The organism is Pseudomonas floridensis (genome assembly GCF_002087235.1).
Taxonomy (GTDB): domain Bacteria; phylum Pseudomonadota; class Gammaproteobacteria; order Pseudomonadales; family Pseudomonadaceae; genus Aquipseudomonas; species Aquipseudomonas floridensis.
In genome coordinates, this window is record NZ_MUIO01000065.1 from 34965 (window position 1) to 60718 (window position 25754).

The 25754-nt window shown below is 60.4% G+C and carries 21 protein-coding genes and 1 pseudogene; 7 read left to right on the forward strand and 15 right to left on the reverse strand.

Features of this window, described 5'->3' with window-relative positions; all coding sequences use genetic code 11:
• Positions 1–80: 80 nt before the first annotated feature.
• From BZK31_RS16365 to BZK31_RS16375, 3 genes are all read right to left on the reverse strand, one after another.
• The gene (locus BZK31_RS16365; protein ID WP_167378001.1) at positions 81–1430 is read right to left on the reverse strand and encodes a DUF3999 domain-containing protein; all 1350 of its coding nucleotides are present in this window, start codon (positions 1428–1430) and stop codon (positions 81–83) included.
• Between the two features lie 26 nt (positions 1431–1456).
• Positions 1457–4315, reverse strand: coding sequence for a DUF2339 domain-containing protein (locus BZK31_RS16370; RefSeq protein WP_083183999.1), 2859 nt, complete (start codon positions 4313–4315; stop codon positions 1457–1459).
• Between the two features lie 246 nt (positions 4316–4561).
• On the reverse strand, positions 4562–7012 hold the full coding sequence (locus BZK31_RS16375) for a glycogen/starch/alpha-glucan phosphorylase (protein ID WP_083184000.1): 2451 nt from the start codon (positions 7010–7012) through the stop codon (positions 4562–4564).
• A gap of 281 nt (positions 7013–7293) precedes the next feature.
• Here BZK31_RS16375 and pip point away from each other — a divergent pair, with 281 nt between their 5' ends.
• From pip to mdoH, 4 genes are all read left to right on the forward strand, one after another.
• Positions 7294–8265: a prolyl aminopeptidase gene (gene pip / locus BZK31_RS16380; protein WP_083184001.1), complete on the forward strand. Its 972-nt coding sequence runs from the start codon at positions 7294–7296 to the stop codon at positions 8263–8265.
• A gap of 38 nt (positions 8266–8303) precedes the next feature.
• Entirely contained in the window at positions 8304–8741 is a 438-nt protein-coding gene (gene dtd, locus BZK31_RS16385) for a D-aminoacyl-tRNA deacylase (protein WP_083184002.1), read from the forward strand.
• Positions 8742–9004: 263 nt separating this feature from the next.
• Positions 9005–10930 (forward strand): glucan biosynthesis protein G, encoded by a 1926-nt coding sequence (locus BZK31_RS16390; protein ID WP_083184003.1) that lies wholly within the window; start codon positions 9005–9007, stop codon positions 10928–10930.
• Entirely contained in the window at positions 10923–13505 is a 2583-nt protein-coding gene (mdoH, locus tag BZK31_RS16395) for a glucans biosynthesis glucosyltransferase MdoH (RefSeq protein WP_083184004.1), read from the forward strand. Before BZK31_RS16390 ends, mdoH begins: the two co-directional genes overlap by 8 nt.
• Positions 13506–13671: 166 nt before the next feature.
• On the opposite strand, the gene BZK31_RS30605 is transcribed toward mdoH, so the two are convergent.
• From BZK31_RS30605 to ubiE, 12 genes and pseudogenes are all read right to left on the reverse strand, one after another.
• Positions 13672–14547: a methyl-accepting chemotaxis protein gene (locus BZK31_RS30605; RefSeq protein ID WP_415639628.1), complete on the reverse strand. Its 876-nt coding sequence runs from the start codon at positions 14545–14547 to the stop codon at positions 13672–13674.
• Positions 14530–15615 (reverse strand): annotated as a pseudogene (locus BZK31_RS30610) (methyl-accepting chemotaxis protein); the annotation flags it as partial. The pseudogene BZK31_RS30610 and the gene BZK31_RS30605, both read right to left, overlap by 18 nt.
• Positions 15616–15822: 207 nt before the next feature.
• Positions 15823–17739: a methyl-accepting chemotaxis protein gene (locus BZK31_RS16405; RefSeq protein ID WP_083184006.1), complete on the reverse strand. Its 1917-nt coding sequence runs from the start codon at positions 17737–17739 to the stop codon at positions 15823–15825.
• 90 nt (positions 17740–17829) lie between these two features.
• Positions 17830–18537 (reverse strand): 16S rRNA (uracil(1498)-N(3))-methyltransferase, encoded by a 708-nt coding sequence (locus tag BZK31_RS16410; RefSeq protein ID WP_083184007.1) that lies wholly within the window; start codon positions 18535–18537, stop codon positions 17830–17832.
• Positions 18534–19331 carry a twin-arginine translocase subunit TatC gene (tatC, locus tag BZK31_RS16415; protein ID WP_083184008.1) on the reverse strand — a complete coding sequence of 266 codons (798 nt, stop codon included), beginning with the start codon at positions 19329–19331 and terminating at the stop codon, positions 18534–18536. Before tatC ends, BZK31_RS16410 begins: the two co-directional genes overlap by 4 nt.
• The gene (gene tatB, locus BZK31_RS16420; RefSeq protein ID WP_083184009.1) at positions 19328–19789 is read right to left on the reverse strand and encodes a Sec-independent protein translocase protein TatB; all 462 of its coding nucleotides are present in this window, start codon (positions 19787–19789) and stop codon (positions 19328–19330) included. The genes tatC and tatB overlap by 4 nt, the downstream gene beginning before the upstream one ends.
• 4 nt (positions 19790–19793) lie before the next feature.
• Entirely contained in the window at positions 19794–20069 is a 276-nt protein-coding gene (locus BZK31_RS16425; RefSeq protein ID WP_083184010.1) for a twin-arginine translocase TatA/TatE family subunit, read from the reverse strand.
• Between the two features lie 46 nt (positions 20070–20115).
• Positions 20116–20448: a phosphoribosyl-ATP diphosphatase gene (locus BZK31_RS16430; RefSeq protein ID WP_004882690.1), complete on the reverse strand. Its 333-nt coding sequence runs from the start codon at positions 20446–20448 to the stop codon at positions 20116–20118.
• Between the two features lie 2 nt (positions 20449–20450).
• A complete protein-coding gene (hisI, locus tag BZK31_RS16435) occupies positions 20451–20843 on the reverse strand; it encodes a phosphoribosyl-AMP cyclohydrolase (RefSeq protein ID WP_003414224.1) in 393 nt (130 codons plus the stop codon).
• A 67-nt stretch (positions 20844–20910) separates the two neighbouring features.
• Positions 20911–22530 (reverse strand): ubiquinone biosynthesis regulatory protein kinase UbiB, encoded by a 1620-nt coding sequence (gene ubiB / locus BZK31_RS16440; protein WP_083184011.1) that lies wholly within the window; start codon positions 22528–22530, stop codon positions 20911–20913.
• Complete coding sequence (locus BZK31_RS16445) at positions 22527–23150, reverse strand: ubiquinone biosynthesis accessory factor UbiJ (RefSeq protein ID WP_083184012.1); 624 nt, start codon at positions 23148–23150, stop codon at positions 22527–22529. The genes ubiB and BZK31_RS16445 overlap by 4 nt, the downstream gene beginning before the upstream one ends.
• Positions 23150–23920, reverse strand: a complete 771-nt coding sequence (gene ubiE, locus BZK31_RS16450; RefSeq protein ID WP_083184013.1) for a bifunctional demethylmenaquinone methyltransferase/2-methoxy-6-polyprenyl-1,4-benzoquinol methylase UbiE — start codon at positions 23918–23920, stop codon at positions 23150–23152. Before ubiE ends, BZK31_RS16445 begins: the two co-directional genes overlap by 1 nt.
• 144 nt (positions 23921–24064) lie before the next feature.
• Between ubiE and BZK31_RS16455 the strand changes: the two genes are divergently transcribed.
• The 3 genes from BZK31_RS16455 to BZK31_RS16465 all read left to right on the forward strand — a co-directional run.
• The gene (locus BZK31_RS16455; RefSeq protein WP_083184014.1) at positions 24065–24343 is read left to right on the forward strand and encodes a polyhydroxyalkanoic acid system family protein; all 279 of its coding nucleotides are present in this window, start codon (positions 24065–24067) and stop codon (positions 24341–24343) included.
• Positions 24344–24492: 149 nt separating this feature from the next.
• Positions 24493–24966, forward strand: coding sequence for a phasin family protein (locus BZK31_RS16460; RefSeq protein ID WP_083184015.1), 474 nt, complete (start codon positions 24493–24495; stop codon positions 24964–24966).
• Between the two features lie 10 nt (positions 24967–24976).
• On the forward strand, positions 24977–25754 hold a 778-nt coding region (locus BZK31_RS16465; protein ID WP_083184016.1), incomplete at its 3' end, for a phasin family protein.

Here is a 25754-nt window from a genome sequence, read left to right on the forward strand (position 1 = left end):
GCTATCAGACTGGCTTATGCCGGTTTCAGTTCATATGCCGGATCAGCGTAGCTGCAAACCGGCAGCGCGCAGCGGTGCATTCAGCGTTTCGACGCGCGCAGGGTGCTGAAAGCCATCCAGCCCAGAAACAGCACACCCAAGACGAGTACCGCCCAGAGTGCGAGGCGCTTGAAATCGACGCTTTCCTGCACCACCGGCAGCGGCGCGGCCATATTGGCGACCGTCGCGGTGGTCGGTTTTGCGGTGCCGAGCGCCGCCAGCTTCTGTGGGGTGAAATCGGGAATCAGCGTCGCCAGCGACAGATTGGCGGCCTTGGCGGCGGCATTGCCCACGGCAAGGGTGAACGGGCCGTTGCCACGCGCCAGGAACACCACCTCACTGGCCTGTATCGCAACGCTCAGCGTTGGCGCTTCGGCGCCCAGACCACCACCACGATCATCGACCACCAGCTTGAGCTGCCGAAAGGCGCGACCGGACAACTGCAGCTGGTCCTGGACCATGTCGCCGCCGTTCTGATTCAGACGATAAAGCAAGCCGCTGCTGACCGCTTGCCACGGGTCTTTCGCATCGTTGCGTGCGTAGAGCGTGGCCGGTGCCAGGCTGTTGGGTTGGGCGATGTCGATTTTCACGCGCTCGACCGGCAAACCGGCCGGTAGTTGCCAGACGTATTCATTGGCGGTTTCGACCTTGCCTGTGACCGGTGGTGACCAGGTCAGCGGCGGGGCCGGGGTTTCGCTTTCGGCGGCGAACACATGTGCGGATATCAAGGTCGGTGCGCTGTGCGGCGAGTGCCACAGCAGGCGCAGGTAGCGAGCGCTCTGGCCGGGCAGGCCGACCTCACGCTGATCGACCACTTCGTCGGCGAACGACAGGCGGGCAACTTGCCCATCGCCCCAACTGCGCCAGTGTTGAAGGTCATCGCTGGCCTCGATGCTGAAACTCTGGAAGCCCTCGCGTTCAGCGCTCCAGTCGATGATCAGTTGTTCAAGCGGCGCCTTGACTGCGCTGGTGTCCAGCAGCCAGCCGCGCAGCACTTCTTCGCCAGCCTCGATATCGCTTTGTGGCTGGACTTCGATCACGGTGCCGTTGCTGGCGCGTTCTATGCGAATGACCGGTGTCGCGTCGCCTGCTTCCTGAGTGCTGTAGAGCGCGAACCACTTCACCGGAATCGGCGTGGGTTCCTGCTCGGGCGCGGCCTGTTTCTGATTGAGGGCGTAGGCCTGCGGTTGGCCTTCGGCGTTGAAGACCCGCAGGTCGCTGAGGTCAGTCTGGCGTGCGCTCAATTGCACGGACAGCGGCAGTTCGATGCGATACCACGGGCCTTCGCCACTCAGGGTCAGCGGTGTCTGGCTGGTGAAATCGGCCGGTTTGTCTTGAGCATGGGCGGCCATCGTCGTGCACAGGGTCAGGCCGAGCACGGCGATTTTCAGGGGGGAGCGACTCAAGAACGGTTTCCTCATGGGCTGGTGGGCTCGGCAATCGGAGCCTGGCCGGGTTCCTCGCCAGTTTTGGTGGCGGGAAGTTTCGGCGGTAATGGTGCGAAATATCCCACCACCAGTAGCAGAATGCCAACACCTATGAATGAGACGATGCGCTCCATGCCGCCGCGATTGCTCAATTCAATGAAGAACAGCTTGATCACCACCACCCCGATCAGCGCCGCGCCGCCCAGCCATACCGGCCGGTTGGCGCGCACATGACCGCCGATCATCAGCGCCAGCGCCATCAGCGTCCAGACGATCGACAGCCCGGCCTGCACGCGCATCGAGTCGAGCAGGCTTTCGGTGTGCCACGGCACATCGGCCCAGTGATGAGCAGTGCGCATGACCATCGCTGTGACCAGCGCGAACACTGAGCCGCCCGCGATCAGCAGCGGCAGGTAACGGGCGGGGGCCTCGCCCAGACCCATTTTCGGCAGGCACTCACGCGTCCACAGGAAGACGCCGCCCAGTGAGAACAGCAGGCCGATTTCCAGCGGATTGATCAGCGGCAGATAAGGCAGCGGATCGGCCGCTCCGTCGCTGAAGATGTTCGCGATCCAGAACCACGCCAGCATCAGCGCGGCCAGCGGTGCGGCAGCGCTGATGCGATAGGCGCCCGAGTAAGCCGACACTGGCCAGGGCCACTGGCGTTGCGAGGTCATCGCCCACAGGTACAGGCTTGGAATGATGGCCCAGCCCAGCCAGCGCCACGCGTTGTACTGATCGGAAAGCTGCATCAGGCCGAAGCGCAATTCCAGCGCCAGCACGGCGATGATCAGCCAGCAGCCGACAACATGTGCCACCCGTGCGGCGAGGCTTGGCAGTATTGCGGTCAGGCGATGAAGTGACAGCAGGTGCACGGCGAACACCGCCAGCCAGCCTGCCCAGCCGCCATTCTCAGCGGGGTGGTAATAATGGCTTAGCGAGCCCAGTAGCAGGAGGCTGCATAGTGGCATCAACATAACGCACAGCGTGGCCAGGTCCGGCCAGCGCAAAAGCAGCGCCAGCAAGGTCCAGAGTGCAACGCTTGCGGCCGCAGCCATTAGCAGCGCGGTGGTCTGCATCGGTTCCGCCACCAGCAACTGGACGGCGCTGAGGATCGAAATTACCCACCAGCTTGCGCCCCAGATCATCAGCAACGATCTGGCCAGTTGCTGATCCATCAGCGTCAGGACCTTGAAGCGATGCACGCACCAGGCGCTGACCCCGGCGGCCGTTGCCAGAATCATCGCGGTCCAGTAGTCACCGTTCAACAGCGGCGATGCGTCGGCGTTGTCGAGGTTGTTCAGTAGGGTCGCGCCTGCCGCCAGTTGCAACACAACACCAAAGACCCGAGCCAATACCCGATGCTGGCGCATGCCCAGCCAGAAAATGGCTGCGCCTTCGACCGCCCAGGCGCAGGTCGTCCACTGCGAACCCAGGCCCAACGGGATCGCCAGCGTGGCGAACACCACGCCCAGCGCCAGGCAGGTTTCCATCAGCAATACCATACGATCAGGCGCGCGCGCCGCCAGCATGCGCGCCAGCCCCATGTAGATCAGGCCGAGCGTCAACGCGCTGAACGCTGCGCCTGATTCGAGGTGTTCGACCAGTGCGTATTGCAGGCCGAACCCGACGATCGGCGTGCCGAACAGCAAAGTCCCATCGACGTAATCGCCTTGGCGCGCCGACCAGCGCAGTAGGGCGTCGCGGCTGTCGTCCTGTGGGCCGCTTGCCTGTTCCTGAAGCTTGCGTCGGGCGAAGAGCAGGCCGATCGCCAGGTACATCAGGAAAAACAGAATCAGGAACGGCTCGGTGCTCCAGAACAGCTCCGGCCTGTAGGCTTTGAGGCCCCAGGCAAAGCCGATGCCGAAGGTGCCGAAAAAGCCGATCAGGTTCAGAACGCGCCAGGCTCTGAACCAGGCGATGGCGAAAATACCGGCATTGAGCAGGGCAAAGTAGCTGAACAGCGACACGTGGCTGCCTTGCCCGGTGGAGGCCAGAATCGGTGCGGAAAACCCGCCCAGTGCGCCAGCGCAGGCCAGCGCCAGGGAGTCTTGGGTCAACGCCAGGACGGCGGAGAACGCCGTGATCGCCACCAGCAGCGCGAAACCCATTGTCGGATCGAGCAGCGGATGCAGCTTCATAGCGGCGAACACGGTCAGGTACAGCACGCCGATGCCCGCGCCTTGCAGCATCAAGGCATAGGGCGCATTGCGCAGGCGTAGCCACCAGCCCAGCCCCAACAGCGCCAACGCACTGGCCGCAACGCCTGCGTAGCGGGTTTCAATCGGCACCACCATGCCTTCGGTGGCGTAGCGCAACAGAAAGGCCAGCCCCAGAAACAGCACCACCACGCCGACCCGCAATACGGTATTGCCGCCCATCAGCCAGCCGAGCGCGCCAGACAGGGCTTTTTCGAAGACGTTGGGCGTTGCAGGTGTTTTCGCTGGTATCTGATTGGGGGTGACTGGCGCTGTAGGTTCAGAGGAGGGCGCGGCGGGCGTCACTTCGAACGGCAGATCCCACATCAGCTCTGGGCCGGTGGTACGCGCCGCAATAATGACTGAGTCATCGGGCAATGGCGCGGCCTGCTGCGCTTCGGCGGGTGGCTGAGCAGCGGAAACAGGTGGGTATTCGAGCAGGGTCAGGCGTTGTTGCAGGGCTTCGACGGTCTTGCGTGTGGCCAGCAATTCAAGCGATTGCTCTGCCGAGCGCTTGTCCAGCGTGTACACGCGAACACCGGCCCAAAGCCCCCAGCCCATCACGGCGCCAATGAACAGGCCTTCCCACTCGTCATAACTCAGCGAGTAGCCCAGCACCGCACCGCCTACGACCAGACAAATCCAAAGCACGCGACGACATCCTTTTCGATGTGTGAAGGTTTATCGGTGCGCAGTATAGGGCCGAACACGTGGGGTCAGTACAGTCAGTCGAGCGGCGGCGTAGCAGTGCACCACGTCAGCGGTTCGGTGGGAGCCAACGTGTCCGCGAAGAGGCCGGTACAAACACCAAAAAAACCAGCGCCTGACACATCGTCTTCGTGGACAAGTCCACTCCCACGGGGCGTGCGCGCGTCAGTGGGAGTGGACTGCCAAGCCTCAGTCCAGCGCTTTCCAGATTTCTCCGGCGTACTCGCGAATGGTCCGGTCCGAGGAAAACCAGCCCATGCGTGCCGTGTTGAGCACTGCCGAACGCCACCATTGCTTGGAGTCGTGCCAGCGTTCTTCGACCTTGGCCTGCGCGGCCCAGTACGAGTCGAAGTCTGCGCAGACCAGGAAGCGGTCGTACGCCAGCAACTGATCGACCAGACCGGCATAACGGTTCGGATCATCCGGCGAGAACACCCCGCCACGAATCGCCTGCAGCACATCGTTCAGACGCCCGGACGCGGCGACATCTCCATGCGCACTGAAGTCGCCAGCCTGTTTGCGAGCTTCGACTTCTTGCGAGGTCATGCCGAAGATGAACATGTTTTCCAGACCGATCTGCTCGCTCATTTCCACGTTGGCACCGTCCAGCGTACCGATGGTCAGTGCGCCGTTGAGGCCGAACTTCATGTTACTGGTGCCCGAGGCTTCAAGACCGGCAGTGGAAATCTGCTCCGACAGGTCGGCCGCCGGAATGATGCTTTCCGCCAGACTGACGTTGTAGTTGGGCATGAACACCACTTTCAGCAGACCGCGCACAGTCGGGTCGTTGTTGACCGTGCGGGCGATGTCGTTGGTGAGCTTGATGATCAGCTTGGCCGAGTGATAACTGGCCGCCGCCTTGCCCGCGAATATCTTCACCCGAGGCACCCAGTCCGTGCCCGGCTCGGCACGAATCGCCTGATACAGCGCGACGGTGTGGAACAGGTTCAGCAACTGACGCTTGTACTCGTGGATCCGCTTGACCTGCACGTCGAACATCGCCGCCGGGTTGACCACGATGCCCAGACGCTCGTGAATGATCGCTGCCAGCGCGCGTTTGCTGTGCAGCCGTTGATCGGCCATCTGCTTGCGGAAGGACGATTTTTCGGCGAATGGCTCCAGCTCGATCAGGCGGGTTTCAGCGTTGTCCAGCACGTCCGGGCCAAGCGACTCGACCAGCATCTCGGTCAGTTTCGGGTTGGCCTGGAACAGCCAGCGGCGGAAGGTGATGCCGTTGGTTTTGTTGTTGATGCGCTCCGGGTACAGCTTGTGCAGTTCAGCGAACACCGTCTTGCGCATCAGTTGGGTGTGCAGCGCCGAAACGCCGTTCACGCTGTGCGAACCCAGGAACGCCAGGTTGCCCATGCGCACGCGACGGCCGTTGTCTTCCTCGATCAGCGACACCGAGCGCAGCACTTCGAAATCGTGGATGCCCTTGGCGCGCAGCGTGTCGATGTGTTGCGCGTTGATCAGGTAGATGATCTGCATGTGGCGCGGCAGCATCCGCTCCATCAGTCCGACCGACCAGGTTTCCAGCGCCTCGGGCAACAGCGTGTGGTTGGTGTAGCCCAGTGTGCCGACGGTGATCTTCCAGGCGGTGTCCCATGGAATATTGTGGTTGTCGATCAGTTGACGCATCAGCTCGGCCACTGCGATGGACGGGTGAGTGTCGTTCATCTGGATGGCCGCATGCTCCGGCAGGTCGGTCAGCGTGGCGTGCATGTTCAGGTGGCGACGCAGCAGGTCCTGCAACGACGCCGAGACGAAGAAGTATTCCTGACGCAGGCGCAGTTCCTGACCGGCTTCGGTGGCATCGTTCGGGTAGAGCACGCGAGAAATACTCTCGGCGCGTACCACTTCCGCCACAGCGCCGAAGTGGTCACCTGCGTTGAAGCGTTCCAGGTGCAGGTCTTCCACGGCGCGGGCTCGCCACAGACGCAGTGTGTTCACGCTCGCGCCGCGCCAGCCGACAACAGGCGTGTCGTAGGCGATCGCCCGCACGGTTTCACCCGGACGCCAGACCTGACGGGTTTCACCGGCTTCACTCGTGAAAGTCTCGACGCTGCCACCGAAGCCGATCGAGTACACCACTTCCGGGCGTTCGAATTCCCACGGGTTGCCGAAGTCCAGCCAATTCTCCGTCTGCTCCTGCTGCCAGCCGTCGACCACGGCCTGACGGAACAGACCGTGTTCATAGCGAATGCCATAGCCGTGGCCCGCGATGCCGAGGGTCGACATGCTTTCCATGAAGCAGGCCGCCAGACGACCCAGGCCGCCATTGCCCAGTGCGGCATCGGGCTCCAGCAAGCGGATGCGTTCGATGTCCACGCCCAGTTCGGTCATGGCCTCGCGAGCGATTTCCAGCAGGCCCAGGTTGCTCAGGCTGTCGTACAGCAATCTGCCAATCAGGAATTCCAGCGAAAGGTAATAGACGCGTTTCTGAACCTTGCGATAAATCTGCCGCGTATGGTCCATCCAGTGTTCGACCATGTGGTCGCGAGCGGCCAGGGCGACAGCTTCGAACCAGTCATGCTCAAACGCATGGTCAGGGTCCTTGCCCACTGAGTAAGTGAGTTTGGCGAGCACTGCGGCGCGGAAAGCAGCCACATCAGCGTCACGAACGAGTGGTTCCTGAGACATCGGTACGACCTCAAGTAGTCTGACGAATGAAAAGATGAGTTCTTAGACTGTAGGCGTGTCGTCAGTTATTTCCTGAAAATGAAAGAAATAATTGAAGACACAACTCACGCTTCGACCCAGCGCGACTGCTCTGGTTCGCCAGCCTTGCGAATTGGCAAAACGCTTGCATTGATCGTTCCATCCGGATCGATGATGTGCAGCATGCTGATTCCTCGTTTCGGGTTTATGATGCCCAACGGCAGAATAATAGAAGCCTCTGAAATCGGACTTATGGAGCACCTATGCAGACTTTGTACCCGCAGATCAAACCTTACGCCCGGCACGATCTGGCCGTGGAACAACCGCATGTGCTCTACGTCGATGAAAGCGGGTCGCCCGAAGGTCTTCCAGTGGTGTTCATTCACGGCGGGCCCGGTTCGGGGTGCGATGCCCAGAGCCGCCGCTACTTCGATCCGAACCTGTATCGCATCATTACCTTCGATCAGCGCGGCTGCGGTCGCTCCACGCCACATGCGAGCATCGAAAACAACACCACCTGGCATCTGGTGCAAGACCTGGAGCGCATTCGCGAACACCTCGGCATCGAGAAATGGGTGCTGTTCGGTGGCTCATGGGGTTCGACGCTGTCTCTGGCATACGCACAGACTCACCCGGATCGTGTTCATGCGCTGATTCTGCGCGGCATATTCCTGGCACGTCAGCAGGATATCGACTGGTTTTACCAGGCCGGTGCCAGCCGCCTGTTCCCCGATTACTGGCAGGACTATGTTGCGCCCATTCCGCTGGATGAACGCGACAATCTGCTGGCTGCTTTCCACAAACGTCTCACCGGACCGGATCAGATTGCCCAGATGCACGCTGCGAAGGCGTGGTCTACCTGGGAAGGGCGTGCGGCAACGTTGCGGCCCAATCCGCAGGTGGTCGACCGGTTCTCCGAGCCGCAACGCGCCTTGTCGATTGCGCGCATCGAGTGCCACTACTTCACCCATGACGCGTTTCTGGAAGCCAACCAGTTGATCCGCGACATGCCGAAAATCGCCCATTTGCCGGGCATCATCGTCCACGGACGCTACGATGTCATCTGCACGCTGGACAATGCGTGGGAGCTGCATCAGGCATGGCCCAACAGTGAGCTGCAGGTGATTCGCGATGCGGGGCATGCTGCATCCGAGCCCGGCATTACCGATGCGCTGGTGCGCGCCGCTGGCCAGGTCGCCCGCCGTCTGCTCGACCTGCCGCCAGAAGAAGCCTGATATCGTCGTCTCCTCGTTGCGGATCTGAAAGAGCATCTATGAAAGGTTTATTGCAGCGCGTGCGTGGCGCACGCGTCGAAGTGGCTGGCGAGGTCGTCGGCTCAATCGATCAGGGCATTCTGGTGCTGGTCGGTATAGAGCCTCAAGACACCCGGGCCAGCGCCGATAAGTTGCTGCACAAGTTGCTCAACTACCGGGTGTTCAGCGATGCCGACGGCAAGATGAATCTCTCGTTGCGCGATGTGGAAGGCGGGTTGCTGCTGGTTTCGCAATTTACCCTGGCGGCCGACACCAAAAGCGGCATGCGTCCGAGCTTTTCGAAAGCCGCGCCGCCAGCGCTGGGCGCCGAGTTGTACGACTATCTGTTGAGTCAGGCCAGGATCGCGCATTCGAGCGTGGCTGCGGGCCAGTTTGGTGCAGACATGCAGGTCCATCTGGTGAATGATGGCCCGGTGACATTTTTGCTTGAAACCTGAGCTAAGATTTCTTTCGCTCCTCCCGGATTCAAAGGTTCGAGAGGAATAAAATTCTTTGTCATACCTGATGCGTTGTGACGCGAGCTACTGGATAATCGCGCGCTACGGAGATCAGCGGTGGTTGATCCATCTGGCATGACAAAAGCGGTTCTGACACTGGTTGGGGAATCATTAAGCCCAATTGGAGTCGGAACAATGCTCGCCAACCCGGCATTCGATAGCTGGCCGTTGGTTTCTTCATCTGTTTTCGGCGAGGGTTGCTCGTGATTGTTAGTCCCTGTGATGCTCCAAAGAAACCTGTCAAGCGGTTGCGCAGTGCGCTGCTGGCAAGCTCGGCCCTTGTGTGCCTGTTCAGCGCTGGTCAGCTCTGGGCCTTCAATCTCGATGATGTAGCCGCCAGGGCCAAAGAAATGGCCGGGCAGAAGTTCGAAGCGCCGAGAAGCAATCTGCCCAACGAACTGCGCGACATGAAGTTCGCCGACTATCAGAAAATCCGCTTCCGTGAGGACAAGGCTGAGTGGGCCGGCGACAAGACGCCGTTCAAAGTGTCGTTTTATCACCAGGGCATGCATTTCGACACGCCAGTCAAGATCAACGAAGTGACCGCCACCAGCGTTGACGAAATCAAGTACGACGCCAGTCGTTTCGATTTCGGCGACCTGAAGATCGATCCCAAGTCCACCGAAAAACTGGGTTATGCCGGTTTCCGTGTGCTGTACCCGATCAACAAGGACGACAAGCAGGACGAGATCATGACCATGCTGGGCGCGAGCTACTTTCGCGTGATCGGCAAGGGTCAGGTCTACGGCCTGTCCGCTCGTGGCATGGCCATCGACACTGCATCGCCATCGGGTGAAGAGTTCCCGCGTTTCAAGGAATTCTGGATCGAGAAGCCGGGCCCGGATGACAACCATCTGGTGATTTTCGCGCTGCTCGACTCGCCACGTGCGACCGGTGCGTACCAGTTGACCCTGCGTCCTGGCACCAACACGCTGGTTGACGTGAAATCGCGCATGTTCCTGCGTGACAACGTCAACAAGCTGGGCGTTGCGCCACTGACCAGCATGTTCCTGTTCGGTGCCAACCAGCCATCGCGTGTGCCTAACTACCGTCGCGAACTTCACGACTCGAGCGGCCTGTCGATTCAGGCAGCCAACGGCGAATGGCTGTGGCGTCCGCTGAACAACCCTAAACACTTGTCCATCAGCAGCTTCTCGGTCGAGAACCCACGTGGTTTCGGTCTGTTGCAGCGTGGTCGTGATTTCAGTCAGTACGAAGATCTCGACGATCGCTACGACAAGCGTCCAAGTGCCTGGATCGAGCCGAAGGGTGACTGGGGCAAAGGTACGGTCGAGCTGGTCGAAATCCCGACTGCCGACGAAACCAATGACAACATCGTTGCCTACTGGAAGCCTGAAACCCTGGCCAAGCCGGGCGAGCCGATGGACTTCAACTACCGCATCCACTGGACCATGCAGGAAAACTCGATTCACTCCCCGGATCTGGGTTGGGTCAAGCAGACTCAGCGCTCCATCGGTGACGTGCGTCAGTCCAACCTGATTCGTCAGCCGGATGGCAGCCTGGCATTCCTGGTCGACTTCGTCGGTCCGGTTCTGGCCGCTCTGCCGGAAGACAAGACCATTCGCAGTCAGGTCACCACCGACGACAATGTCGAGCTGGTCGAGAACAACCTGCGCTACAACCCGGTCACCAAGGGCTATCGCCTGACCCTGCGCGTCAAGGTCAAGGATTCGAGCAAGCCGACCGAGATGCGCGCTTACCTGTTGCGTGAAATCCCGGCCGAGCCCGGCAAGGAACCTGCACTGCTCGTTGCTGACAAAGCAGAAGAGAAGAAAGCGGTTGCCAAGGAGCAGGAGAAGAAGACGCTGGCCAAAGATGTTGCCAAACCAGCAGCTTCCACCGAAGTCAAAGACACTGCCAACGACCAGGTCGAGATAGCCAAGGCCGACGCGCCGAAGCCGGAAGTCAAGGTCGAGACAGTCAAGCCTGAAGCTGCCAAGCCCGATGCGGCCAAGGCTGACGTCGCGAAAACCGACGCCGCCAAGGACAAGGACGGTAAAGAAACCCAGCAGCCTGCTACCGAGGCAGCACCCACCCATCCGGAACCGGCCAAGACGCTGCAAGTCATGACCGAGACCTGGAGCTATCAGTTGCCGAGCGATGAGTAATTCTCTACCGGTGCCAATGTCTCTGAACGAGTACCTGGCGCATTTACCGATGAGCGACGAGCAGCGGGCAGAACTTGCCGGCTGCACATCCTTCGCCGAGTTGCATGAACGCCTTTCGGCGCAGCCGGTCAACGATCCCGCCGAGGCCGCTCAGGCTTCTGTGGGTCGTCGTCTGACGCTGTCCACGGTTGACCAGTTGGAGGACGCCGAGATGCTCGGCGTCGATGCCAGTGGTCGCCTGTGCCTGAAGGCTACACCGCCTATCCGTCGTACCAAGGTCGTTCCCGAGCCGTGGCGTACCAACATTCTGGTACGCGGCTGGCGTCGCCTGACCGGCAAGACCAATCCGCCCAAGCCTGACCACAGTGACTTGCCGCGTGACTTGCCCAAGTCGCGCTGGCGCACGGTCGGTTCGATTCGTCGCTATATCCTGCTGTTGTTGATGCTGGGTCAGACGATCGTTGCCGGCTGGTACATGAAAGGTATCCTGCCGTATCAGGGCTGGTCGCTGGTTTCGCTGGACGAAATCACCCGTCAGACCTTCGTGCAGACGGCCTTGCAGGTCATGCCGTACGCGCTGCAGACCAGTATTCTGTTGCTGTTCGGGATTCTGTTCTGCTGGGTATCGGCCGGTTTCTGGACCGCGTTGATGGGCTTTCTGGAATTGCTCACCGGTCGCGACAAGTACCGCATCTCGGGCGCCAGCGCAGGTAACGAGCCGATTGAAGTCGGCGCGCGAACCGCTCTGGTGATGCCGATCTGCAACGAAGACGTGCCTCGGGTGTTCGCCGGTCTGCGTGCGACGTTCGAGTCGGTAGCGGCGACGGGTGACCTGGATCGCTTCGACTTCTTCGTCCTCAGCGACACCAACGACACCGACATCGCCGTTGCCGAGCAGCAGGCCTGGCTCGACGTGTGCCGTGAAACCGGTGGTTTCGGCAAGATCTTCTATCGCCGTCGTCGCCGTCGCGTCAAGCGCAAAAGCGGCAACCTCGACGACTTCTGCCGTCGCTGGGGTGGCGATTACCGCTACATGGTCGTGCTCGATGCCGACAGCGTCATGAGCGGCGAATGCCTGACCAGTCTGGTTCGCCTGATGGAGGCCACGCCAGACGCCGGTATCATTCAGACCGCGCCGCGTGCATCTGGCATGGACACGCTGTATGCCCGCATGCAGCAGTTCGCCACCCGCGTCTACGGTCCGCTGTTCACCGCCGGTCTGCACTTCTGGCAGTTGGGTGAATCCCACTACTGGGGTCACAACGCGATCATCCGGATGAAGCCATTCATCGAGCACTGCGCCTTGGCGCCGCTGCCCGGTAAGGGAGCATTTGCCGGTGCGATCCTGTCTCACGACTTCGTCGAAGCTGCGCTCATGCGCCGTGCCGGTTGGGGCGTGTGGATTGCTTATGATCTGCCGGGCAGTTACGAAGAGTTGCCGCCCAACCTGCTGGACGAACTCAAGCGCGACCGCCGCTGGTGCCACGGCAACCTGATGAACTTCAGGCTGTTTCTGGTCAAGGGCATGCACCCGGTTCACCGTGCGGTATTCCTGACAGGGGTCATGTCGTACCTGTCGGCGCCGTTGTGGTTCTTCTTCCTGGTGTTGTCCACTGCCTTGCTGGCCGTGAACACGCTGATGGAGCCGACTTACTTCCTTGAACCGCGTCAGCTGTATCCGCTGTGGCCACAATGGCACCCGGAAAAAGCCGTTGCGTTGTTCTCGACCACCATCGTTCTGCTGTTCCTGCCTAAGCTGCTCAGCGTCATTCTGATCTGGGCCAAAGGTGCGAAGGGCTACGGCGGCAAGTTCAAGGTCACCGTCTCGATGCTGCTGGAAATGCTGTTCTCGGTGCTGTTGGCGCCGGTGCGCATGTTGTTCCACACCCGCTTCGTACTGGCCGCGTTCCTCGGCTGGGCAGCGACCTGGAACTCGCCGCAGCGCGATGATGACTCCACGCCGTGGATAGAAGCGGTCAAGCGTCATGGTCCGCAGACGTTGCTGGGTGCGTGCTGGGCCGGTCTGGTGTTCTGGTTGAACCCGAGCTTCCTGTGGTGGCTGGCGCCAATCGTGGTATCCCTGATGCTGTCGATTCCGGTGTCGGTGATCTCCAGCCGTACCGGTCTGGGCCTCAAGGCGCGTGACGAGAAGTTCTTCCTGATTCCGGAAGAGTTCGAGCCGCCGCAAGAACTGATCTCCACTGATCAGTACACCCACGAGAACCGCTGGCATGCGCTGAAACAGGGCTTCATTCGTGCCGTGGTCGATCCCCAGCAAAATGCGCTGGCCTGTGCGTTGGCGACGTCTCGTCACAAGCAGGCCAAGCCTATTGAAGTGGTCCGTATGGAGCGCGTCGAGCAGGCACTGAAGGTCGGTCCGGAAAAACTCAGCAACCACGAGCGTCTCATGCTGCTGAGCGACCCGGTGGCCCTTGGTCGCTTGCACGAGCTGGTCTGGAGCGACGGTCACGAAGCGTGGCTGGCAGCGTGGAGAGCTTCCATCGAAGCCGATCCGCATGCCCCGCTCTTGCCATTGCAGCCGTTGAAGCCTGCATCGGAGTCGGTTCTGGCCTAAACGCCATCCGGTTCGCAAAAGCCCCTGAAGTGCTGCTTCAGGGGCTTTTTTGCATCTGCTGTTCAAGGTCCAAGTGAGGAAAGCCGTTAAGGGTTCATCCGTGCCAGCCATCGCTATTGGTTAGCGGATACCTTACTGAAAGCGATGGCTCTCACGGCCTCTTGCGTCAAACCACTCGAAATTTCCCGACCAGTGCTTTCAGATGCGAACCCAGGCGCGCCAGTTCCACGCTTGAACTGGCGGTCTGGTCGCTGGCGGACGCTGTCTGCTCGGAAATGTTGCGCACGTTGATCACGCTCATGTTGATCTGCTCGGCAACCGTGCTCTGTTCCTCGCTGGCTGTGGCGATCTGCTCATTCATCTGCTGGATGGTCGCCACGGTGCGGGTGATCTGTTCCAGCGCGCTTCCGGCCCGGCGGCTCAGGTCCACGCTGTTGTCCGTCAGGCTGCGGCTGTTGTCCAGCGTGGTGGCGACCTGCTGAGTGCCGGTTTGCAATGCCGCGATCAGCTCTTCGATTTCCTCGGTCGACTTCTGCGTGCGCTGCGCCAGGCTGCGCACCTCATCGGCAACTACTGCGAAACCGCGTCCTGCCTCACCGGCGCGTGCCGCTTCGATGGCCGCATTCAGGGCCAGCAGATTGGTCTGCTGGGATACCGATTTGATTACGTCGAGAACCCCCACGATCTTGCCGCTTTCCTGCTTGAGCTGGTTCATCGCCTGCGTTGAGTTCACCACTTCGAGCGCCAGCTGTTCGATCTGGCTGATGGCCTGGCCTACCACCTGATCGCCTTGCCGGGCCTGCTGATCCGCTTGCGCGGCAGCCTGTGAGGCTTGCTGGGCATTACGGGCGACCTCCTGAACGGTGGCCGCCATTTCATTCATGGCAGTAGCCACCTGATCGGTCTCCTCTTTCTGCGTATTGACCCCGGTGCAGGTCTGCTCGGTGACCGCCGAAAGCTGTTCGGCGGCGCTGGCGATCTGCGAAACCCCGTCGCCGATGCCGCCAATCAGTTCACGCAGACTGACGGTCATGGCCTGCATGCTGTTCTGCAGTTGCCCCAGTTCGTCGCGACGGCCGACTTCCAGGTCCTTGCTCAAGTCGCCTTGTGCAATGCGCGCTGCGGCGGTCAGCGTCTGGCGCAACGGTGCGGTGATCTGTTGCGTCATGACCCAGGCTGCAAGCAGCCCGACCATCAGCGCCAGACCGGCGACGGCGGTCAGGGTCTTTCTGGAGGCGGCCGCTTCGCTGTCGCGGCGTTCACCCAGCAGGCGGCTCAGCTCGGCGACAGCACCGAGCATCTTGTCGCCCAGATCTTCCAGGGTTTCCTGACCCGCTTCGGTCTTGACCTGAATCACCTTGAATTGGGTCAGTTGTTCACGGTACTGCTGCAACGCTTCACTGGCAGGCGTTAGCGCCTGAATGTTCTCATCTGCCTGATCCTGAGAGATCTGCTGCATTTCCTTGAGGGCTTCATCAATCGCCGTGATCGCGGCGGTTTCATCGGCTTCTTTGCCTGTGAAGGTGTAGGCCTGCACCTGATAGCGGGCCACCTGAATCTGCTGTTTGAGCTGCGAGAGATTGGTGAACTCGTCCAGCCGGTCCCCGTTGTCCTGCTCCTGACTGACCGCCTTGAGCACCTGCACTTCGACCTGTTCCACGGCCTTTACGGCCTGCTCGGATTTTTGCTCGAGCAAGATCCGCATCTGCTCACGGGCGTCGCGATCGAGGCCCAGTTCGGTGAAGGTCTTTTCCATGTGGCTGATCAACTGGCTCTGGGCTTCGAGGCTGGCCAGCGCGTCTGCTTCGTCGCTTTGCCTGCGCAATGCCAGCAGGTGGGCTTCGATCTCGTTGAGCCGGTCCACCACCTTCACAACGTTCTCCGGCATGTTTTCCACGCGAGAGATGATTCGCTCGGTGCGCAGGTCCTTGGTCAGGCTGTTGAGCCGGTCAATGGCCGAAAGCGATTCCGAGCGATCGATCATGGTGTCCAGGCCATGCCAGCCAGTCAGCGTGATTGCCAGCGTCAACAGCAGCACGAGGCCGAAACCCAGCGACAATTTGAGTCTGACGCTCAGGTTGCCAAGCGTTTGTGTGATCCTTCCAGGCATTGAAATACTCCTGCGGTATGCGAACGAAACCAGGTCCCGAAAGGTCCGGAACCTGCGTTATGAACGCATCGGCGAGGAGTTGAATCGCGTGACCTGAACAGGTCGTAGGAGATTTCCGAGCAGGCTGCAAGGGTGACGGGCGTCACGCTGCTGCGTACCGGACCGGTCCCGCGTAGCATCGTGCACGCGGGACCGAGCGTTTTTCACTCAGACGGTAAAGCGGCTCACCAGCGTTTGCAGGTGGGTGCCCAGACGCGCCAGTTCAACGCTGGACGCCGCAGTTTCTTCGCTGGCGGCCGAGGTCTGTTCCGAGACGTCGCGCACATTGATGATGCTGCGGTTGATCTCTTCGGCAGTAGCGCTCTGTTGCTCAGCTGCAGCCGCGATCTGCTGGTTCATCGCCTGAATGGCCGAGACGGTGCGGGTGATGTTTTCCAGCGAGCCACCGGCGCGGCGGGTCAGATCAACACTGCTGGCGCTCAGTTCGCGGCTGCTGTCCATGACGGTGGCCGCTTGCTGCGTGCCGCTCTGCAGGCGGACGATCAGCGCTTCGATCTCTTCGGTGGACTTCTGGGTGCGCTGCGCCAGGCTGCGCACTTCGTCGGCGACCACGGCGAAGCCACGACCGGCTTCTCCGGCACGTGCGGCTTCGATGGCGGCGTTGAGTGCCAAGAGGTTGGTCTGTTCGGCCACGGACTTGATCACGTCCAGCACACTGCCGATCTTGTCGCTTTCCTGCTTCAGCGCGCCCATCGCTTCGCTGGAGTTACCCACTGCCGATGCCAGACGCTCGATCTGGGTGATGGCTTCGTTGACCACTCGCTCGCCTTCGCGCGCCTGCTGATCGGCAGCCACTGCGGCTTCGGACGCTTCCTCGGCATTACGAGCGACTTCCTGAACGGTGGCAGTCATCTCGTGCATGGCCGTGGCCACCTGATCGGTCTCGACCTTCTGGCTGTTGACGCCTGCGCTGGTCTGTTCGGTGACCGCTGACAGCTCCTCGGCGGCGCTGGCAATCTGGGTCACGCCATCGCGAATGCCGCCGACCAGCTCGCGCAGGCTCACGGTCATGCGCTGAATGGTGCTTTGCAGCTTACCCAGCTCATCCTTGCGGTTAACGCTCAGGTTGCGGCTCAGGTCGCCTGCCGCAACGCGTTCCACGACTTCGAGGGTTTGCTGCAGCGGGGTGGTGATCTGGCGAGTAATGATCCAGGCGGCCAGCACACTCAACAACAGCGCCAGCGCCGTTGCGGCCGCGATCATCATGACGGCATGCTCGCTTTCGACGTCGCGGCTTTTGTTCTGACGTTCGATCATGTCACTGCTGGTGGCCAGCATTTTCACGCCCAATGCCGTCATTTTCTCCAGCGCAACCCGGCTGGCGGCCTGAGAGTCACGGTACAGGCCTACGGCCGCACGGTAGCCTTTCAGACCTGCGATGGCCTGTTGCAGTAACGGGGTGAACTCAGAAGAAATATCGCCCGCCAGGGTATTGATGCCTGTGATCGCTTCGTCGATGGCCTGATTGGCGTTCTTTTCGAATTCCGGCTTGCCACTGTAGGTGTAGCCGCGCACCTGGAAGCGAGCCTGCTGGATCAACTTGCTGACACCCACGATGCCGTTGAAGGCCAGGATATTGTCTTGCTTGAGCAGCTCGGCTTCGATCTTGTTGGCCTGCTCCACTGCCTTGTCGGCGTTGTCGCCCATCTGGCTACGGCTGGACTCGCGGGTATCAATGGCCTTGGTCATCTCGGTGAATGACTGACGGTACTCGCGGGCGGCCTGAATCTGCCCATCGAGCAATTGAATGTTTTCTGGAGAGCGGAGCAGGTTTCTGGCTTCCTGCAGGGACGCATCGAGCTGATCGAGAGTGGTTTTGACGTCGGCTGCCGTCTCGGCATTGAACAGCGCTTCGTAGCGCATGCGGCTGATGCGCAGCTGAAGGGTCAACTCGTTGACATTGGCGATCGCGGTGACCCGATCACCACGGTCTATCAGGGCATTGGTGCTAAACCATGCCGTGGTAGAGATCATCAGGGTCATCACCAGCACCAGGCCGAAGCCGATGGCCAATTTCAAGCTGACACTCGCATTAGCGAGACTTTGAGTTAACCCGCGATACATGACCACTCCTCGACGTCTTATTCCTGTGCGTGTCCAACCCTATCGGCCAGTCGACAGTTAACTGAAGCGATTGGGTGCACACGGATTGAATCAGAACAAACGTGAGAGCAGCGCAGTAACAGCCGTCTCGACCCGCAGGATACGGTCGCCCAGTTGCACCGGCTGCAAACCGGCGCGGCTGAGCAGGTCAACCTCGTAGGGAATCCAGCCGCCTTCCGGTCCGATGGCCAGGGTGACCGGTTCGCTGACAGCGCGTGGGCAGGCGGGATAAGGGCCTGGATGGCCCACCAGGCCCAGCGTATTGAGGGCCAGTTGCGGCAGGCGGTCTTCGACAAAAGGCTTGAAGCGCTTTTCGATGATGATTTCCGGCAGCACGCTGTCGCGAGCCTGTTCCAGTCCCAGAATCAGTTGCTCACGGATCGCTTCGGCCTCAAGAAAGGGCGTCTGCCAGAAGCTTTTTTCCACTCGGTAACTGTTGAGCAGAATGACTTTCGGCACGCCCATGGTCGCGACGGTCTGGAAAACCCGGCGCAGCATCTTCGGCCGCGGCAGCGCCAGAAGCAGGGTCAGCGGCAGCTTTGCCGGAGGGGCGGCGTCCAGCGAGACGCGCAGTTCGGCTTCATGAGCCTCGAGGCGCAGCAGTTCGGCGCTGCCAAGCAGGCCGTTGATGCGACCGACACGCAAGCTATCGCCTACCTCGGCGCGATGCACTTCCTGCATGTGTTTGAGGCGGCGGTCGCGCAACACCACACGGTCGGCCGCAATGAAGTCGGCCTCTTCGAGCAACAGCAGGTTCACGGCTGGGTCGCAGGCGGCTGGTCTTGCTTGTCGGTTTCTTCCTCGTCGTCCGGGTGCTCGCCGCGCTTTCTGATCATGCCGCTGCACAGCACGCCCAGTTCGAACAGCAGCCACATCGGCACGGCCAGCAGGGTCTGGGAGAAGATGTCCGGCGGGGTGAGGATCATGCCGACCACGAAGCAGCCGATGATCACGTATGGACGGATCTTCTTCAGGTATTTCACGTCGACGATGCCGATCCAGACCAGCAACACCACCGCGACCGGGATCTCGAACGCCACGCCGAAGGCAAAGAACAGGGTCATCACGAAGTCGAGGTAGCTGGCGATGTCGGTCATCATCGACACGCCTTCCGGCGTTACGCTGGCGAAGAAGTGGAAAATCAGCGGGAACACCAGGAAATAGGCGAATGCCATGCCTGCATAAAACAGGATGATGCTCGACACCAGCAATGGAATCGCCACGCGCTTTTCATGCTTGTACAGGCCCGGTGCAATGAAGCCCCAGATCTGATGCAGGATCACTGGCATGGACAGGAACAGTGCGACCATCATGGTCAGCTTGAACGGCGTGATGAAGGGTGATGCCACGTCGGTGGCGATCATCGTCGCGCCTTCCGGCAGATACACCCGCAAAGGAGCCGACACCAGCGTGTAGATCTTCTGCGTGAAGTAGAACAGACCGGCAAAGATCAGAAACACTGCGGCCACGCAGCGCAACAGGCGTGTCCGCAGCTCAGTGAGGTGCGAGATCAGTGGCATTTGCTGATCGTTTTCCGGGATATCTGCGCTCATGGGGCTCGCGGTGGCAATGACGAATCGTGGGCGGGAGAGGGCGTGGCGACCGGGGCTGATACGGCAGCAGGTTTTGCGGGTTTCTCAAGCGTCAGCGTCGGTTTGACGGCAGGCTCGGCCGGACCGATCTCATTGTGCGATGCGGCCTGCGCAGGTGCTTGCGGTGACGCAGGCTGCGGGTTGACCGGCTCGTACTCGACTTCCGGGTGCTGTTGCTGAGCGAACATTTTGCGCGCTTCATCTTCCAGCGAAAGAATGTGCTCGTTGTGCAACTGCCGACGAATTTCGTCGGCGCCGATTTCACGTTCAACTTCCTGTTTGATCGCGTTGAAGCTGCGCTTCAGTCGGCCAATCCAGAGGCCTGCGGTGCGTGCCGCGCCGGGCAGTCGCTCGGGGCCCAGTACCAGCAGGGCCACGAGTCCGACCAGCAGCAGTTCAGAGAAGCTGATACCGAACATGGTCTTAAACCTGGTCTTTGCGGGTCGGCTCTTCGACTTTGTGCGCTTGCGCGTCGATCGTGTGCGGCTGGTTCAGGGGCGAGCCCTGCGGCGCTGCCTGGGCCTGCTGAGGCTGTGGTGCAGGCTGGTCGGCAGGTTTTTCATCATCGTTCATGGCTTTGCGAAAGCCTTTGATCGATTCGCCGACGTCGGTGCCCAGACCCTTGAGTTTCTTGGTACCGAAAACCAGTACCACGACGATCAGGATGACGATCCAGTGTTTCCAGTCAAAAATACCCATGAAACAGTCCTCGTAGAAGATTCTTCAAGCTCGAAAGGGGAGACAGTCAGTCCGCTGTGCGTGCGGCTTTTTCCGCATGGCCGGACAGCCCGAAGCGGCGGTCCAGTTCATCGAGCACGGCTTGTGGATGCTGACCCAGTGCCGCGAGCATGACCATGCTGTGAAACCACAGGTCAGCCGTTTCATAAATCACATCGCTGCAATCACCGCTGACGGCGGCGTCCTTGGCAGCAATGATGGTTTCAACCGACTCCTCGCCGAGTTTTTCCAGAATCTTGTTCAAACCCTTGTGATACAGGCTGGCGACATAGGAACTGTCGGCAGCGGCATCCTTGCGTGATTCCAGCACCTCGGCCAGGCGGGACAGCGTATCAGTCATGTTCAGTGGCCTGCGTGGTAAATAGCATCAGGATCTTTCAGCACCGGGTCTACGGTCTTCCAGCCTGAATTTTCATACACCCGATAGAAACAGCTCTCGCGTCCGGTGTGGCATGCGATGCCGCCGATCTGCTCGACCATCAGAATGATGACGTCGGCATCGCAGTCCAGGCGCAGCTCATGCAGCTTTTGCACATGACCCGATTCTTCACCTTTGCGCCAGAGTTTGCCACGCGAACGCGACCAATAGATTGCACGATTCTCGGAAGCCGTCAGGCTCAGGGCCTCGCGGTTCATCCAGGCCATCATCAGTACGCGGCCGGTCTTGTGGTCCTGAGCAATTGCAGGCACCAGACCGTCGCTGTTCCAGTGAATCTCGTCCAGCCAGTCTTTCATATCTACTCCGGCAGCCGGACTTGAGGCCCGGCGGGTTGAACAGTGTGCCAGCGCCATGCGCTGCTGGCTATCGGCGAACGATCAGATACAGCCCGGCAATGAGCATGATCGCTGCAGGCCAGGCGGCGAGGGTCGGCAGTTGCGTACCGGCCTCGCTGATCACCCAGCCCTGGATGACGCCACCGGCCAGCAGCGCCGAGCCGATCAGTCGCAAGGCCCAGCCATCTTTATTGTCGCGCCATGGGTTCGGCGGATCGGAAGCATGCGGACGGGACAGCCGCTCCAGCAGGTCGCGAGTCATGTTGGCGATGTGCGGCAGTTGCTCGACCTGCGATTGCAGATTGCTGACCAGCGTTTTAGGGCTGACGCGCTCGCGCATCCAGCGCTCCAGATAGGGTTGCGCGGTGCTCCACAGGTCGAGCTCGGGGTACAACTGGCGACCCAGTCCTTCGATGTTGAGCAGCGTCTTTTGCAGCAGGACCAGTTGCGGCTGGACTTCCATATTGAAGCGGCGTGCGGTCTGGAACAGGCGCATCAGCACCTGACCGAAGGAAATGTCCTTGAGCGGCTTCTCGAAAATCGGCTCGCAGACGGTACGAATCGCTGCTTCGAATTCATTGAGTTTGGTTTCCGCCGGCACCCAGCCCGAATCGATGTGCAATTGCGCCACACGGCGGTAATCGCGCTTGAAGAAGGCGAACAGGTTGCGGGCCAGATAATCCTGGTCTTCGGGCGTCAGGCTGCCGACGATGCCGCAGTCGATGGCGATGTACTTTGGGCTCCACGGGCTGACGGTGCTGACAAAGATGTTGCCGGGATGCATGTCGGCGTGGAAAAAGCTGTCGCGGAAGATCTGGGTGAAGAAGATTTCCACCCCACGCTCGGCGAGCAGTTTCATGTCGGTGCGCTGATCGGCCAGTGTCGCCAGATCGGTCACCTGAACACCGTAGATGCGCTCCATGACCAGCACCTTCGGGCGGCACCAGTCCCAGTAGACCTGAGGCACGTAAAGCAGGTCGGAGCCTTCGAAGTTACGGCGCAACTGACTGGAGTTGGCCGCTTCACGCAGCAGGTCCAGCTCGTCGTAGATGGTTTTCTCGTAATCCATCACCACCTGCACCGGGTGCAGCAGACGCGCATCGGCAGAGACGCGCTCTGCGGTGCGGGCCAGGATGAACAGCCACGCCAGGTCCTGACCGATGATCGGCTTGAGACCCGGACGCACGACCTTGACCACGACCTCTTCGCCGGTCTTGAGACGGGCGGCGTGCACTTGGGCGACCGAAGCGGAGGCCAGAGGTGTTTCGTCGAAGCGGCTGAACACGTCGCAGATCCTGGCGCCGAGCTGTTCTTCGATCAGCTTGATCGCCAGATTCTGATCGAACGGCGGTACGCGGTCCTGCAGCAGCATCAGTTCGTCGGCGATGTCTTCGGGCAACAGGTCGCGTCGCGTCGAGAGCAACTGCCCGAACTTGATGAAAATCGGCCCCAGATCCTGCAACGCCAGGCGGAAGCGTGCGCCGCGACTCAGCTCCGACTTGCTGCGCGGCAGCCAGCGCCATGGCAGCACGAAACGTACTGCGAGCATCCACCACGGCAGGGGCAGGGCGAACAACAGGTCATCGAGGCGGTAGCGGATAACGACACGTTGAATGCGAAACAGACGGCGGACGGCAAGCAGCTTCATGCGTTATCGCTGGTATTGAGGGATTGGGCGAGGCGTGCAAAGCGCGCCTCGAGACGTTCCAGATCGAGTTTGATCTGATCGAGTTCGGCAAACCGGGCCTCGGCTTCATGCCTGCCGACCAGGGTGCGTGATTCTTCACTGAGGAAATCGGCAGCGTTCTGGCTGAGACTGGCCACGTTATCACGCGTGCGGCGGGCGCTGCTGCGCAAATGGCCGCTGACCAGTTGGCTGGCGACCGGGCCGAGCCAGCGTGACAGCTCGTGCTCCCAGTCCAGCTCCAGGTCCTGAAGAATGCCGGTCAGCTCGAGCAGCAAGCCGCTGTCGCCGTCCAGTTCGACTTCCGGACCGTGCAGCACCGCCGTCTTTTCCTTGCTCAACGCCAGGCGCAGCAGGCTGGAGGCGGGCGCACGCAGAATGCAATCCGCGTCGGCCGCCCACTCGGGCGCCAGCAGAAGACCTTCGTCACTGGGCAGAATAAAAATGTTCAGGGACGGATCGCGGCATTCGACCTTGATCACATGGCCGGACAGGCGCGCCAGACGCGGCAATGCCGTGCTGTCCAGCCGCAATACCCGGTTGATGCCGTGCTCGGCGCTGGTGAGCAGCCCCCGAAACAACATTACGGCTTGATGCCGCGGTGCAGGGCAACGATGCCTGAAGTCATGTTGTGGTAGGTCACGCGGTCGAAACCGGCTTCCACCATCATCGACTTCAGGGTTTCCTGATTGGGATGCATACGGATCGATTCAGCCAGGTAGCGGTAGCTTTCCGAATCATTGGTCACCAGCTTGCCCATCAGCGGCATGAAGGCAAACGAATAGGCATCGTAGGCCTTGGACATGAGCTTGTTGGTCGGCTTTGAGAACTCCAGCACCAGCAGCCGACCGCCAGGCTTGAGCACCCGCAGCATCGAGCGCAGGGCGTCTTCCTTGTGCGTCACGTTGCGCAGACCGAACGCAATGGTCACGCAGTCGAAGTGGTTATCCGGGAACGGCAGCTTTTCAGCGTCGGCCTGGACGAACTCCACATTGCCCGCCACACCCAGATCCAGCAGGCGATCACGGCCGACCTTGAGCATCGAGGCATTGATATCGGCCAGCACCACGTGGCCGGTCGGGCCGACGAGGCTGGAGAACTTGCGGGTCAGGTCGCCCGTGCCGCCTGCGATGTCGAGCACGCGGTTGCCGGTACGAACGCCGGACAGCTCGATGGCGAAACGTTTCCAGAGTCGATGCATGCCGCCGGACAGCAGGTCATTCATCAGGTCGTACTTGGCCGCTACCGAGTGGAATACCTCAGCGACTTTTTCTGCCTTCTGGCTTTCCGGTACATTTTTGTAACCGAAGTGAGTCGTAGGTTCGGCATCGCTGCCTTTGCGCTGATCGTTCATATCGCTTCACCGGAATAGATTGCGGGCCATTCTAATCGTCAAGGCTGGCTTTGTCTTGACAAGGCTCACCGCCAACGCTTTCTTGGATGCAGGCGGATGTATATAGTTGCGCCGCATTTCATCCGACGATCAAGGAGCTGTCCCATGGCGAAGATAACTGTTGAGCGCCCTCACTCGCTGGGCCGGGATCAGGCTCGCGAGCGCGCGGAGCAGCTGGTAGAGAAACTGGCCGACAAATACGGCCTGGCGCATGAGTGGGTGGGAGACACCGTGAAACTGGAAGGCAAGGGCGCCAAAGGCAAGGTCGAAGTGGAGGACGAACTGATCCGCATCAATATCGACCTGAACTTCATCCTGTCGACCATGAGCGGTTCGATCAAGTCCGAGGTCGAGCGGGTGCTGGACAAGGCGCTGGCTGCCTGAATAGTCGTTCCCGTCTGTCGAGGTTCGCCAGTCTGTCGAGCTCCGTCCTTTTCCTTTCACCCTAGGGTGAGCATTCTAATTTTTCTCCGTAGCTTTGAGTCCATGCCCCAATCGGGCGGTTCCTTCAACTTTCGAGCATGAGGTGCACCATGGCCAGAGCGACCATCAAGAAAAAAATCGAAGACGAACAGGCTTCCACCTTTTCCGACGTCAAACTGTATGCCCGTAAAATCTGGCTGGCTGGCCTGGGTGCCTATTCCAAGGTCAACGAGGAAGGCACGCAGTACGTCAGAGAGCTGATCAAGACCGGCGAAGAAGCAGAGAAAGAGGCCAGGAAAGCGCTCGATCAAAAGCTTGAAGCGGCGAACAGCGAGATGGACTCGATCAAGGGCGAAGTGTCCGACGCCAAGGGCCGCGTTGAAGCACAACTCGACCGGATTGAAAGTGCATTTGACCGCCGCGTCGCAAAAGCCTTGAACCGCGTCGGCATCCCGTCTAAACATGACGTGGACACGCTCTCTGCTAAGCTCGATGAGCTGACGGCATTGCTTGAACGTGTCGGGCCTAAAAAGCTCGAACGCTCTGAGCCTAAACGACTCGAACGTTCTGAGCCTGGACAATAAGGAGAGCAGGATGGCTGGCAAGAAAAAGGTAGAGAAAGAAGGCAGCTCCTGGATTGGCGAGGTTGAGAAGTACTCCCGCCAAATCTGGCTGGCTGGTTTAGGCGCTTACTCCAAGATAAGCAATGACGGCAGTAAGCTTTTCGAGACGTTGGTAAAAGACGGCGAGAAAGCCGAAAAACAGACCAAGGCCGAGGCGCAGAAGCAACTCGACGAGGTCAAGGACACAGCTAAGGCGACCAAGTCCCGTGTCGGTGATGTGAAAGACATGGCACTGGGTAAGTGGAATGAGCTTGAGGGCGCATTCGACAAGCGCCTGAACAGCGCGATTTCGCGCCTGGGCGTGCCGAGCCGCAATGAAGTGCAAGCGTTGCACAGCAAGGTCGATCAACTGACTCAGCAGATCGAGCAACTAACGGGTGGCAAGGCGCGTCCGGTCGCTTCACGCGCGGCCGCTGCACCCAAGCCTGCACCCAAGACAACGGCCAAACCGCTGAAAGCAGCGTCCAAAACCGTCGCCAAGACTGCAGACAAGGTCGCTGACAAGGCAGCCGCGGCCAAACCCGCTGCCAGAAAAGCCGCCACCAAGCCGCTGGATGCCACCGAGAAAGCGGCGTCGAAAACGGCCAGCAAGGCCAAGGACGCTGCCAAAAAACCAGCCGTTAAACCGGCTGCGGCGAAAAAGCCGGCAGCCAGAAAACCCGCCGCGCCCAAGCCCGCCGCATCGGCCAAGGCAGACAGCCAGACCCCCGCCGCTACTCCGCCGCCTCCACCGCAAGAGCCATCCAACC